Source organism: Streptomyces sp. NPDC048182 (genome assembly GCF_043202555.1).
Taxonomy (GTDB): domain Bacteria; phylum Actinomycetota; class Actinomycetes; order Streptomycetales; family Streptomycetaceae; genus Streptomyces.
On sequence record NZ_JBIDAQ010000017.1, the window covers coordinates 92,524 to 105,750 of the forward strand.

The window sequence follows — 13,227 nt, forward strand, 5'->3', positions numbered from 1 at the left end:
AAATCCGGCCATTCCGGCACAACTGGCCCCGGGCGGCGTCTTCGCCGGGACGACGCGGGCGGCCGGCGCGGCCTCACGCCTCCGGGCGCAGCATCGGGGGGTTGAGGAGGGTGGCGCCGCCGGCCCGGAACAACTGGGCGGGACGGCCGCCCTGCCGGGTCGTCGTGCCGCCGGTCGGCACGAGGAAGCCGGGGGTGCCGGTCACCTTGCGGTGGAAGTTGCGCGGGTCGAGGGCCACGCTCCACACCGCCTCGTAGACCCGGCGCAGCTCGCCGACGGTGAACTCGGGCGGGCAGAACGCGGTGGCCAGCGAGGAGTACTCGATCTTGGAGCGGGCCCGTTCCACCCCGTCGGCGAGGATCTTCGCGTGGTCGAAGGCGAGCGGCGCCGACGGTTCGCCGCCGAGGCCGGGGCCGCCCTGCTCCAGCAGTTCCTCGACCGGTGCCCAGCGCGCGTCGCCGGCGTCGCCGCCCGCCCGGGGCGCCGGCAGGTCGGGGGCCAGGGCGAGGTGGGCGACGCTGACCACGCGCATCCGCGGGTCGCGGTCCGGGTCGCCGTAGGTGGCGAGCTGCTCCAGGTGGGCACCGTTGTCCTGGCTCGGGGCCCCCGGGTCGTGGGCCCGCAGCCCGGTCTCCTCGGCCAGCTCCCGCGCCGCCGCCTGCGCGAGGTCCTCGTCCTCCCGGACGAAGCCGCCCGGCATCGCCCAGCGGCCCTGGAAGGGCGGCTCACCCCGGCGCACCGCCAGCGCGCACAGGGAGTGGCGGCGCACGGTCAGCACGACCAGGTCCACGGTGACGGCGAAGGGCGGGAAGGCTGACGGGTCGTAGGGCATGCGGCGATCATAGTCGTCTGCCTGACGATAAACACTCTTTCGGACGGTCCCGCCGCCGGCCGGTCCTCCCCCTCTCGCCGGTCCGGGTCACACCCCCAGCTGGAGCCCGTCGGCGGCCTCCTCGACCATGGCCAGGCCCAGCCGGCTGACCCGGACGGAGAACGGGGCCCCCGCGACGCGCAGTCCCGTCAGGCCCAGCTCGCCCAGCGGGGCGCCGGGCAGGGGGCGCAGGGTCACGGTGCCGGCCGGGGCGTCGGGGCGGACGCCGGTCAGCGTGGTCAGGAGCAGCACCGGTGCGGCGGCGGCCGTGGCGGCGGGGCGGCAGGCCGCCGGGTGGGGCACGGGGGCGCCGTGCCCGGTGCGCTGCTCGCCGGCGTACATCTCCGGGAGCCGGTGCCCGAAGCCGCCGGCCGCGGCGAGCACGCCGCGCAGCAGCGAGGTGGCCTCCCTCTCGTGCCCGGCGGCGGCGAGACCGGCCACCGCGACCGCCGTCTCCTGGACCCGCACGACTCCGGCCCGGTGCCCGAACGGGTTGTACTCGGCCTCCCGCGCCGACAGGCTCCGCAGCCCCCAGCCCGAGTCCATCGCCGGGCTCGCGAGCAGCCGGGCCAGCCGGCCGGTCTGCGCGGCGTCGAGCAGTCCGGGCGCCAGGGCGCCGCCGGCGAGCAGCCCGGTGTCGAGGAGGTGCGCGGCGGCGGCGCCGAGGTGCGGCACGAGACGCCCGTCCGCCGTGCGGGCCGCGGCGGGCCGGCCGCCGGACGGGTCCTCGATCCAGAACTCCCGCCGGAAGGCGCCGCGCAGCCGCTCCGCCCACTCCCGCAGGCCCCGGCCGCCCGGTCTCCCGCAGGCGTCGAGCAGCTCGGCCCCCAGCAGGGCGGCCCGGTGGGCGTGCGCCTGGATCTCACACCGGGCGAGCCCTCCGGGGCCCGCGTCGCCCGTCCAGTCGGTCACGTACACGCCGTCGCCGACGGTGTCGGGCAACCGCCGCAGACACCGCTCGGCGGCGGGCAGCAGCTCCTCGGTCTCCCGGTCGGTGAGCCCCCAGCGGCGGGCCTCGGCGAGGAGGACGGGGAAGAGCAGGGTCGCCTCCGTGCCGGTGCAGCCGGGCGGTAGGTGCGGGCCGGCGTCCCGGCGCGGGCCGGGGATCAGGCCGCCCCGGGGGCCCGGGCCCGTGTACTGGGTGCGGGCCAGGGCGCGCAGGGTGCCGGCGGCCAGCCGCGTCCCCAGGGGCAGCGCCATCCGGGCGGCGGCCAGTGCCTCGGCCGGTGCCGGACCGCCGGCCCGCCAGGGGGCGCCCGCCGCGAGGTGGAGGTCGGCCGGGTGTGCCGGGGCGCGGACGAGCAGCGCCCGGAGGTCTTCGACGCAGGTGCGCAGGAGGGTGTCGACGGCCGGGTCGTCGCCGGTGGCCCGCGCGGGGGCGAACACGCCCGGGGTGGCGCGGCCCGGTGGGCGGACCGGGCCGGTGCCCTCCTGGCGGACCCGCAGCTCCACCGTCACCTCCCCGCCCGGAGGGAGCGGGAACTCCCAGCGCAGCAGACCGGCGGAGGCCAGGGCGTCGGCGGGGGCCGGCGTCGCCGTGACCGACACGCTGCCCGCCGCCGAGGCCCAGCGCAGCCCCGCGTCGTGGACGCTGGCCGGCAGGTCGGGCCCGGCGCCGCCCGAGGCGATGGCCCCGAGGTCGGCCAGGTCGGTGCCGAGGGCCACCTCGACGGGCAGGCGCAGCGGCCGGGGCGAGAAGTTGCGCAGGGTGAGCCGCTCCGTGCCCTCGGCGTGGCGGACTCGCTCGACCATGACGTCCGGGTCCGGGCCCGGCGCCGACGGTGTGCGCACCGTCGACACGAACCGGGTGCGGTCGGCACCGGTCATGCCGGCCTGGGAGGCAACCGGGTCGCGTCCGGCCACGCGCAGCCGGCATCGGGACAGCAGCCGTCTGCCCGCGCGGTAGAACCCTTCGACGCCGGCGCCGGTCAGTTGGCCGTGCTCCGGGGAGACGGTGAGGTGCGGGAGGGCGACGCCGATCAGGGCCGTGTGCACGGGCGGCACCTCGCGCGGTCGGCGTGCCGCGGCCGGTGGGGGTGGTGGGGGTGTCGGTGACGGTCGTGGGGTGGCGGGAGCCGACGCCTTCGGGTCGGGGGCGGGGCCCTGCGCCGCTCGCTGTCCGAGGATCGGGGGGACGAGTCCGCCGGCGGGCGACGTCGGCTGGTCCATGTGCGGCTTCCTCCGCGCTCTGTGCGCCGTGGGTGACCTGGCGGCGCCGGGTGATGGTCGGCGGGAACGGACGGGCCGTGCTCCCGGCCGACGCGGGCAACCGCCCCACAGATGAACGGGGTGGACGCCCTCGGGGTCACGCCGAGGGGCCGGGAACATGCCCGGGCGCGGGCGGGGTCACGGCGTCCGAAGGGGGGAGGGTCACGCCGAGGGACGCGTCTGCGGCTCGCCGGATGTGCCGCCGGTACCGGCCCGATGGTTCGCGCCCACGCCCACGCCCGCGCCCGTACCGGAAGTACGTGCGGCGCCCGGCGCCGGTGTGCGGCGGGGGGTGGTCCGGGCGTGGCGCCGGGGGCCACTCGGGGGCGCCGCCGGGCGGATGCGACGGCGCCGGCCGGGCGCCGGGTCGGGTACGGCCGACGGATCGGCGTCAGATGCGGCCGACGGGTCGGCGTCGGCATGGCCGGCATCGGAGGTGGGGCGGCCGGCATCGGGGGTGGGTCGGCCGACGTTGGCATGACGGGCATCGGGGGTGGGGCGGCCGGCGTCGGGGTGGCCCCAACCGGTAGTGATCGTTGGGGCGTCGGTACCGGACTCGGACACCGGGGCGGCGGGTCCGGTCCCGGCCACTGGGGCGTCGGACCCGGCCCCGACCATCGGGACGTCGGCACCCGTCCCGACCAACGGGACGTCGGACCCCGCCCCGACCACTGGGGCGCCGCGCCCAGCCCCGGCCACCGGGACGTCGGACCCGGCCCCGGCCGCCGACGCCCCCGCCCCGTCAGCCTCCGTTCCGGCGCGCAGGCACCGGCGGATCGTCTCCGGGTCCAGCCCTTCGTTGCACGCCTGGTGCAGGAGCCGGGCGAAGAGGTAGTCCCGGTCGGCGCCCAGCGCCATGGCCAGGGCCTCGCGGGCCTCCAACTCGTCCCCGGTCGACCAGGCGACCCACCCGGCGAGGGTGAGCGGCGCGGCCGCGTGCTCCCCGTACGGCCCGACGCAGCGGCGGGCCAGCGCCCGCCACAGGCGCAGCGCGGGTGCCGCGTCCTCGCCCTCCATCCATGCCGCCGCGCTGTCCCGGGTGGTGCGGTCCTGGAGGCCGAGGATGAGCGCCGCCGCCTCGTCGTGACCGAGCAGCCCGTCGTCCCGCGCGTCCGCCGCGGACGCCGCGGGCACGGGCGGGGCAGCGGCCAGCCGGCGCATGACCCGCTCCGCGAGGGCCAGCGTCTCCTCGGCGAGCTGCACGCGGCCGGGCCCGGCGTCGTCGAGGATCCGGACGGCCACCGAGGCGGCGGTCGCGTCCAGGGCCGCCTTCTGCGCGGGGACACTCGGATCCTCGCGCGGCAGCAGCCGGGCGCGCAGTTCCCTGAGCGAACCCCGCACCTGGACCCCGGCGTACGTGGCGGCGGCGGCCAGCACCGAGGTGCCCGCCAGGCCCATCGGGGTGCCCTCGGCGGGGCAGCACGCCTGGTCGTCACAGCAGTAGGACCAGAAGCGGCCGTCCGAGAGGCACAGCGCCTCGACCACCGGGACGTCGAGTGCGCCGCAGGCGACCCTGAGCTGCTGGGCCAGCGGCCTGAGCCTGGTCATCACCTCTTGGCCGGTCCCGCCCGGCGGCGGTTCCTGGCAGAGGTAGACCACCATCTGCTCGGGCCGGACGCCCCGGCGTTCGCTGCCGGTCACCAGGCCGTGGACCAACTGGCCCGCCGCGCCGGCCCAGTCGTCGCTGTTCGCGGGGATCCCGAGCCGGGCCCGGCCGCCGAAGCGTCCGCCGCCGTCCCGGTCGCGCAGGGCGGCCAGGACGATGCTGTCCTCCGGGCGGTGGCCGAGCAGGTAGGGCAGGGCGTCGGCCAGTTCGGCCGGGGTGCGCAGGGTGATCTGATGCTCGATGCCGGCAACGCCCTCGGCATCTCCCTCACCGTCGCCGGAGTTGCCGGGGTTGCCAGAGTTGCCGGGAGTTCCTGTCGTTTCGCTGTGGTTCGTCATGGCTCGACGATCTCGCGGATTCCAGAATTCCGGTTGGCCTGTGGATAACCCCCACCGACTGCCGACTTCCGACCGCCGACTGCCGACCGCGAGACCCCGCCCGACCCGGGGCCCTCCCCCGCTCACCCCGCCGCGGCCAGCACCAGCGGCAGCACACCCCCCGCCCCGGCCCGCCGCAGCAGCCGCGCCGCGACCGCCAGCGTCCAGCCGGAGTCCGTGAAGTCGTCCACCAGCAGCACGGGCCCCGGTGTCACGGCCAGCGCGGCGGCCAGGTCGTCCGGGACGGCGAAGGCGGCGGACAGCGCCCGCAGCCGTTGCGCGGAGTTGCTGCGGCGCGCCACATGGGGGCCGTCGGGCCCGGTGTGCGCCAGGGCGCCGAGGAAGGGCAGCCGGCCGACGCGGGCCACCCCCTCGGCCAGGGAGCCGACCAGGTGCGGGCGGGTCAGGGAGGGCACGGCCACGACGCCGACCGGCCGGGCGGTGGCGTCGGGGACGTTCGGCGCCCAACCCCCGGCGGAGCGGGCCCAGTCGGCGAGGACGTCCACCACGGCCCGCAGGACGTCGTCCGGCACCGGGCCGTCGGCGGCGTGCTCCGCGAGCAGCGGGCGCAGGCGGTTGCCCCAGCCGATGTCCGACAGCCGCCCCAGGGCACGCCCGGTGGCGGCCTGTTCGCCGGCCGGGATGCGGCCCTTGAGGTCGACGCCCAGGGCCGGCATGCCGGTGGGCCACATGCGGCGCGGCTCGACCTCGACGCCGGGGCGGTCCAGCTCCTTGACGGCCCCGGTCAGCGCCTCGGCGGAGACGCCCGGGTCCGCCCACGCCCCGGCGCAGTTGTCGCACCGGCCGCACGGGGCCGCGCCCTCGTCGTCGAGTTGGCGGCGCAGGAACTCCATCCGGCACGCGTCCGTGCCGACGTAGTCCCGCATGGCCTGCTGCTCGGCCGCGCGCTGCCGGGCGACCCAGGCGTAGCGCTCGGCGTCGTACGCCCAGGGCTCCCCGGTGGCGGTCCAGCCGCCCTTCACCCGCTTGACGGCGCCGTCCACGTCGAGCACCTTCAGCATGGTCTCCAGCCGGGTGCGGCGCAGGTCGACCACCGCCTCCAGGGCCGGCACGGACAGCGGCCGGCCCGCCTCGGCGAGGGCCGCGAGGGTCTGGCGGACCTGGGCCTCGGGCGGGAAGGCGGTGTCGGCGAAGTAGCGCCAGATCGCCTCGTCCTCCTTGCCGGGCAGCAGCAGGACGTCGGCGTGGGCGACGCCGCGCCCGGCCCGGCCGACCTGCTGGTAGTAGGCGATCGGGGAGGACGGCGAGCCGAGGTGGACGACGAAGCCCAGGTCGGGCTTGTCGAAGCCCATGCCGAGCGCCGAGGTGGCGACGAGCGCCTTGACCCGGTTGCCCAGCAGGTCGTTCTCCGCCTGGAGCCGGTCGGCGTTCTCCGTGCGGCCGGTGTACGAGTCCACCCGCAGGCCGCGCCCGCGCAGATAGGCGGTGGCCTCCTCGGCGGCGGCCACGGTGAGGGTGTAGACGATGCCCGACCCGGGCAGCTCGTCCAGGTGCTCGGCGAGCCAGGCCAGGCGGTGCGCGGCGTCGGGCAGCCGCACGACGCCGAGCCGCAGGCTCTCCCGTTCCAGCGGGCCGCGCAGCACCAGGGCCTCGCCCGCGCCGGTGCCCAGTTGATCGGCCACGTCGGCCGTCACGCGCGCGTTGGCGGTCGCGGTGGTGGCCAGCACCGGCGTGCCGGAGGGGAGTTCGGCCAGCATCGCGCGCAGCCGGCGGTAGTCGGGGCGGAAGTCGTGGCCCCAGTCGGAGATGCAGTGCGCCTCGTCCACGACCAGCAGCCCGGTGGTGGCGGCGAGTCCGGGCAGCACCTGGTCGCGGAAGTCGACGGAGTTGAGGCGTTCGGGGCTGACCAGGAGAACGTCGGTCTCGCCGCGGTCGACCTCGGCGTGGATGGTGTCCCACTCCTCCGGGTTGGCCGAGTTGATGGTGCGGGCGCGGATGCCGGCCCGCCCGGCGGCCTCCACCTGGTTGCGCATCAACGCCAGCAGCGGGGAGACGATGACCGTCGGGCCCGCGCCGCGCCGGCGCAACAGCGCCGTGGCGACGAAGTACACCGCCGACTTGCCCCAGCCGGTGCGCTGCACCACCAACGCCCGCCGGTGCTCGCGCACCAGGGCCGCCACCGCCTGCCACTGGTCCTCCCGCAGCCGCGCCGTGCCGCTCGGGTCGCCGACCAGCTCGGCGAGGACGGCGTCGGCTTCGGTGCGCAGGGTGTCGGTGGGGTGCTGCGCGCCGCCGGGGTGCTGCGCGCCGGCGTCCGGGCCCGGCTCGTGGTCGTTCATGCCCCCATGCAACCCGATCGCCCCCGCGGTCGGCCACTTCGGGCCGTATGCCCCGGGCGCGGGTCGGGCCCGGACACCGTCAACCCGCCGCCGGAAACCTCCCCGGCGCGAACGCCGTCAGCAGCGCGGACACCGCCAGGTCGGTCGAGGCGGCCATGTCCACCGCGTCGGGACTGAGCAGCCACTGCACCTGGAGCCCGTCCATGACGGCGATGACGGCGTTCGCGGCATGCTCCGCGCGCGGGTCGTCGCCCGGCAGCCCGCACGCCTCGCGCAGCGCGTCCGCGACGAAGGCCCGCAGGCCGCTGTAGCGGTCGCGGAAGTACTGCTGGGCGGGGTGGTCGTCGGTGACGGACTCGGCGGAGAGCACCGCGTACAGCCGCACGATGCCCTCGCGCTCGGCGTTGCGGTGCGCGGTGTCCACGAGGTGGCGCAGGAAGGCCAGGCCGTGCGGCCGTTCCGGGCCGAGCTGCTCGATGTCGGTCTGGTCGCGCAGCTCCAGGACGCTGGTGAGCAGGAGCGCCTTGCTGCGGAAGTAGTGCAGCACGCCGGCCTGGGTGAGGTCGGCGCGGTCGGCGATCTCCGCGAGGGAGGCGTTGTGGTAACCGCGCGCCGCGAACGTGTCCATGGCGATGCGGAGGATGTCGCGCTGCCGCTGCTGGGCTTCGGGGCTGCGCGGCACGCGGGGCCGCCGAGGCCCGCGCGCCGGCCTGCCTCCTGGCTGGTTGCTCACGCGCACGAGCTTAGGGGCAGGCCGCGGGAGAGACGGCAGCAATGTGATGCAGACCACTTACTAACCACTTAGTAGGTGTGCTTTCATGGCGCCGCCCAGGCTGCCGGAACCCTCACCGAAGGGCTGCCGGAACCCCCACCGAAGGAGAGCCGCACCGTGTCCCCACAGAGCCCGCCCCGAAGTCACCGCCCCCCGAGAATCCGTCGCGCCGCCCTCGCCCTCACCCTCGCCGCCGCCCTCGGCGGCACAGCGACCGCCACCGCGACCGCCACCGGCACCGCCCAGGCCGCCGACCCCGCCGCCCAGGTCTGGGTCACCACCGCCGACGGCGCCAAGCGGCTCGCCGCCGACGGCAGCGTGCCCTTCACCGCCACGCCCCAGGCCGTCGACATCCGCGTCGACACCGCCACCCGGGCCCAGCGCTTCACCGGCGCCGGCGCCTCCGTCACCGAGGCCTCCGCGCACCTCGTCCAGGGCCTGCCGGCCGACAGGCGCGCCGACCTGATGAAGTCGCTGTTCTCCCCGGCCGAGGGCATCGGGCTCAACTACCTGCGCCAGCCGCTCGGCAGCACCGACTTCAACGCCGCGAACACCTTCTGGACGTACGAGGACACCCAGGGCCAGTTCTCCATCGCGCACGACCAGGCGGAGATCATCCCGGTCCTCAAGCAGGCCACCGTGCTGAACCCGGCCATCCGCTTCATGGGCACCCCGTGGTCCCCGCCCGCCTGGATGAAGACCGGCAACTCCCTCAACGGCGGCGGCCTGCGCCCCGACCGCTACCAGGCGTACGCCGACTACCTGGTGAAGGCGATCAAGGCGTACGGGCAGCAGGGCATCACGCTCACCGACCTCACCGTCCAGAACGAGCCCGAGTTCGCCACCACCTACCCGTCGACCGCGATGACCTCGGCCGAGCAGGCCGAGTTCCTGAAGGTCCTCGACCGCACCCTGACCGCGAACGGCCTGCCGACCAACGTCCTCGCCTACGACCACAACTGGGACCACCCGAACTACCCGCTGGACGTGTTCTCCCGCACGTCGGGCATCGCGCGGGTGATCGGCGCCGCGTTCCACTGCTACGGCGGCACCCCGGACGCGCAGCAGCAGGTGGTGAACGCCGGCAAGCGGGTGTTCTTCACCGAGTGCTCCGGCACCGACAGCGCCGACACCTCCAAGACCTTCGCGGACACCCTCCAGTGGCACGCGGCGAACCTGGTGGTGCAGAACATGCGCTACGGCGGCGAGACGACGGTCCTGTGGAACCTCGCCCTCGACCAGAACGGCGGCCCGCACCAGGGCAACTGCGCCAACCGGTGCAACGGCGTGGTGGAGATCGCGAACGGCAACGTCACCCGCAACGCGGAGTACTACGTCCTCGGCCACCTCACCAAGTTCGTCAAGGCCGGCGCCACCCGGGTCGGTTCCACCAGCCAGGGCGCGGGCGGCGTGCAGGACGTCGTCTACCAGAACCCGGACGGCAGCCGGGCCGCCTATGTCGTCAACTCCGCTACGTCCGCCCAGCGGTTCTCGATCACCGAGAACGGCAGGTCCCTGGCGTACACCCTGCCCGCGGGCGCCGTCGCCACCTTCGTGTGGACCGGCACCGACGGCGGTCCCACCGACCCGCCGCCCGGCACCGTCGACCCGGCCACCTGGTACCGCGTCGCGGGCGCGGGCGGCGGCGCCTGCCTGGACGCGGCCGACTGGGGCACCGCCGACGGCACCGCGCTCCAGCAGTGGACCTGCACCACCGGCGCCAACCAGTACTGGCAGTTCCGGCCGACGAGCGGCGGCTACTACCAGGTCGTGAACCGGCACAACGGCAAGGTGTGGGACGTCGACGGCGGTCCCGGCGCCACCGCCGACGGCGTGAAGGTGCACCTGTGGAGCTACGTCGGCGGCAGCAACCAGCAGTGGCGCCCCGAAGCGGCCGGCGCGGCCGGCCAGTTCCGCTTCGTGGCCCGGCACAGCGGGAAGTGCCTGGCGGTGGACGGGGGTTCGACGGCCAACGGGGCCAAGCTGTCTCAACGCCCGTGCGACGGCTCGGCCGCCCAGCGCTTCGCCCTGACCGGCTGACGGGCTGACGGGCTGACGGGCTGACGGGCGACCGGCTCACCGGCGACCGGCTGACCGCGCCGGGGGTCTCCCCATCCGGGCAGGAACGCCGGGTGGGGAGATAGCGCACGCATCGTCCGATAACGGTCCCCGGCCCCAATTGCTCGTTGCCGCATCCCGGTCCGGCAGGAAGAATCGAAGTCCGCTCCCCGCACGGCCCGGCCGTGATCAGGCAGGGCTTCGCTGCGGTGCGCGCTCCCCCGACATCCGACCCCGCCCGCAGCGCGGGCGCGCAGCCGAAGGGAGAACCGTGACCTTCGGATTCGCCTCGTCCCCTGCGGCACCCACGCCGGTGTCCGCCGCCTCCGCCACCCGGGTGCTCGAACCCGCCGAGTGGGCCGCCGCCGGGATCCCGCTGCTGCGCAGCCCGCGCGAGGTGGTCAGCGGGCTGCACACACGGCACCGCCCGGGGCTCGCGACCGCGGTGGTGGCCGTGCTCGACCCGGACGAACGCCTGCGCGCCAGCGCCTCGTTCACCCGCAGGGCCGCCGCGGCCGACGGCTGGGTGTTCCGCAACGCACTCCTGGACCAACTGCGCCGGATCATCCCGCACGACCTGCGCCGCCGGGCCCCGGTCCGCACCGCGGTGCTGCTGCACTGCCGCGAGGGCGACGCGCGGTGGACGCCGGAGGACGGCGCCTGGATGTGGGGGCTGCGCGACGCGTGCACGCTGCACGGACTGCGCTGCGGGGCGTACATCACGCTGACCCGGGACGGCTGGCAGGTCCTGGGCGAGGGCCGGGGCGGGCGCCGCCCGAACGCCCTGTCGGCACCGGAGCCGTTCGCCACGTCGGAGGCCCCGCCGCCGCTGCCGCGGACCGGCGGGGTCGCCTCGGAGGTACTGCGCCGGGCCGCGGCGCGCTAGCCGCCCGCGCCGCGCGGCCCGTCAGGGCGTCAGACGCCCGCGCCCAGCACCGAGTTGACGCGCTGCGGGTCGCCGCAGACGATCAGCAGGGCGCCGGCCCGGCCGTGCGCCGCGGACAGCGCGGTGGCCGCGGCGGACTCGGCGCCGCCGTTCACCGCCACCACGACGACGGGCCGCGAGGCGGCACGGGCGGCCACGGCGGCGTCCGCGTAGAAGACGTCGTCGCCCGCGTCGTGCTGCGCCCAGTAGGACGCGTCGCCGAAGGACAGCTCGTGGGCGGCCCACGGATGCGCCTCACCGGTGGTGATCACCAGCACCTCGCCGGGGTTGCGGCCCGAGTCGAGGAGCAGGTCCACCGCCTCCTCGGCGGCGTCGAGCGCACCGTCGGGCGAGGCCGGGATCAGCTGGATCTGTGGGGTGGCCGCCGGGGCGGGGGCGGCCACCGGGGCCGCCGGGGCGGTCTCGCGCGTGCGCTGGACCGGCGGCGCCGGCCGGGCGGGACCGGGGCGGCCGGGGCGCGGCGGGGCCGCGGGACGGGGGCCGGGAACGGGGCGGGGGGTCTGCGCGATGCGGGCGCCGGCCGGCGTGGCGCGGGGACCCTGGGCCATCTCGGTAATCTGAGGCTCCTCGGGACTGAGAGGCATGGGCTGATGTCTATCAAACAGTGGTGCGGCTCGCGTCGCCGGGTGGCGGGTATCCGCGAGTGGGACCGTCAGAAATCGAAGCCGAGCTGACCGTCGGTTTCCGGAACGCTTCCGTCCACCCCGCTGCGGACCTTCTTGAGGTGCCGCCACTGGGGCAGCGCATCAAGATACGCCCACGACAACCGGTGGTACGGGGTGGGGCCCCGGTCCGCCAGCGCGGCCTTGTGCACGGGTGAGGGATACCCGGCGTTGTCCGCGAAGGCGAAGTCTGCATGGTCGAGGCCGAGTTCGGCCATCATTTTGTCGCGCTGCACCTTGGCGAGCACCGAGGCCGCCGCGACGGCCACGCAGGACTGGTCGCCCTTGATGACCGTGCGGACCCGCCAGGGCGTGCCGAGGTAGTCGTGCTTGCCGTCCAGGATGACGGCGTCGGGGCGGACCGGGAGGGCCTCCAGGGCGCGCACCGCGGCCAGTCGCAGCGCCGCGGTCATGCCCAGGGTGTCGATCTCCTCCGGGGAGGAGTGCCCCAGGGCGTGCGCCGTGACCCAGCCGGACAACTCCGCGGCCAGGGCGGTGCGTCGCTTGACGGTGAGCAGCTTGGAGTCGGTGAGTCCGGTCGGCGGGCGGCGCAGCCCGGTGATCGCGGCGCAGACGGTGACCGGTCCGGCCCAGGCACCGCGTCCCACCTCGTCGACACCGGCTATGACCTTCGCCCCGGTCGTGGCACGCAAGGAGCGCTCGACGGTGTGAGTGGGTGGTTCGTACGGCATGGCGTCCTCAGCCTACGCCGCCGCCGGACCGCCGCGACACCCCGGTCCCCGCACAACAGGGACGCTCCGAGGTCTCAGGTCCCGCGGGTCCCGTGCGGGCGCAGCAGCGGGACCATCAGCTGGTCGATCATCTCCTCGATCTCCCGGTCCGTCCATTCGCAGGCGCTAATCTTCGAGCGGTACATCATCACCGCCGGCACGGCGTCCAGGACGTAGCCGTTCGCCGCCCCGGGTCGGACGTCTCCCCGTTCTATTCCCCGGTCGACGACCTCACGGAGCATCGCGACCGTGGGGTCCACGACCCCCTTGATGATCACCGCATGGAAGCGCTCCGCCTGCATGCTGTCGCATTCGTGAATGACCGAGCGCAGTGCGAAGCCGGACCGGGAGAACATCGCGTCGCGCGCACGGCGGCACAGCGCCAGCAGGTCCTCGCGCACACTGCCGAGGTCGGGCACGGTGTCGAAGACGGGCAGTCCGGACCTCAGCGCGTCCGCGACGAGCTCCTCCTTGGAGGACCAGCGCCGGTAGACCGCCGCCTTGCCGGTCTGGGCGCCGGCCGCGACGCCCTCCATCGTCAGGCTGTTCCAGCCGACCGTGCCGAGCTGGTCCAGGGCGGCGTCGAGGATGGCGCGTTCCAGGACGGCGCCACGGCGGCGGGCGGGCGGCTGGGCGGCCGGGGAAGCCGCCCAGTGCGGGGAGGCCATGGGGACATCTCCTGGGGACGGAGAGCGA

General features: G+C 75.9%; 10 protein-coding genes. 2 read left to right on the top strand and 8 right to left on the bottom strand.

Going from position 1 to position 13,227, the window contains the following annotated elements:
- Window positions 1–73 precede the first annotated feature (73 nt).
- The 5 genes from ACGFZL_RS27800 to ACGFZL_RS27820 all read right to left on the bottom strand — a co-directional run bounded on the left by ACGFZL_RS27800 (window position 74) and on the right by ACGFZL_RS27820 (window position 8,044).
- Window positions 74–832, bottom strand: coding sequence for an NUDIX domain-containing protein (locus ACGFZL_RS27800; protein WP_393695763.1), 759 nt, complete (start codon window positions 830–832; stop codon window positions 74–76).
- A gap of 87 nt (window positions 833–919) precedes the next feature.
- Window positions 920–2,875 (bottom strand): glycogen debranching N-terminal domain-containing protein, encoded by a 1,956-nt coding sequence (locus ACGFZL_RS27805; RefSeq protein WP_393695858.1) that lies wholly within the window; start codon window positions 2,873–2,875, stop codon window positions 920–922.
- A gap of 366 nt (window positions 2,876–3,241) precedes the next feature.
- A complete protein-coding gene (locus ACGFZL_RS27810; RefSeq protein WP_393695765.1) occupies window positions 3,242–5,023 on the bottom strand; it encodes a DUF4192 family protein in 1,782 nt (593 codons plus the stop codon).
- Window positions 5,024–5,145: 122 nt separating this feature from the next.
- Entirely contained in the window at window positions 5,146–7,362 is a 2,217-nt protein-coding gene (locus ACGFZL_RS27815; protein WP_393695767.1) for a DEAD/DEAH box helicase, read from the bottom strand.
- A 79-nt stretch (window positions 7,363–7,441) separates the two neighbouring features.
- Window positions 7,442–8,044, bottom strand: a complete 603-nt coding sequence (locus ACGFZL_RS27820; protein ID WP_355171458.1) for a TetR/AcrR family transcriptional regulator — start codon at window positions 8,042–8,044, stop codon at window positions 7,442–7,444.
- Window positions 8,045–8,251: 207 nt separating this feature from the next.
- Here ACGFZL_RS27820 and ACGFZL_RS27825 point away from each other — a divergent pair, with 207 nt between their 5' ends.
- A complete protein-coding gene (locus ACGFZL_RS27825; RefSeq protein WP_393695769.1) occupies window positions 8,252–10,174 on the top strand; it encodes an RICIN domain-containing protein in 1,923 nt (640 codons plus the stop codon).
- Window positions 10,175–10,463: 289 nt separating this feature from the next.
- Window positions 10,464–11,078, top strand: a complete 615-nt coding sequence (locus tag ACGFZL_RS27830) for a hypothetical protein (protein ID WP_355171462.1) — start codon at window positions 10,464–10,466, stop codon at window positions 11,076–11,078.
- 29 nt (window positions 11,079–11,107) lie between these two features.
- On the opposite strand, the gene ACGFZL_RS27835 is transcribed toward ACGFZL_RS27830, so the two are convergent.
- From ACGFZL_RS27835 to ACGFZL_RS27845, 3 genes are all read right to left on the bottom strand, one after another.
- Window positions 11,108–11,722: a hypothetical protein gene (locus tag ACGFZL_RS27835; RefSeq protein ID WP_393695771.1), complete on the bottom strand. Its 615-nt coding sequence runs from the start codon at window positions 11,720–11,722 to the stop codon at window positions 11,108–11,110.
- A 68-nt stretch (window positions 11,723–11,790) separates the two neighbouring features.
- Complete coding sequence (locus ACGFZL_RS27840) at window positions 11,791–12,492, bottom strand: ribonuclease HII (protein WP_355171466.1); 702 nt, start codon at window positions 12,490–12,492, stop codon at window positions 11,791–11,793.
- A 74-nt stretch (window positions 12,493–12,566) separates the two neighbouring features.
- A complete protein-coding gene (locus tag ACGFZL_RS27845) occupies window positions 12,567–13,199 on the bottom strand; it encodes a TetR/AcrR family transcriptional regulator (RefSeq protein ID WP_355171468.1) in 633 nt (210 codons plus the stop codon).
- Window positions 13,200–13,227 lie beyond the last annotated feature (28 nt).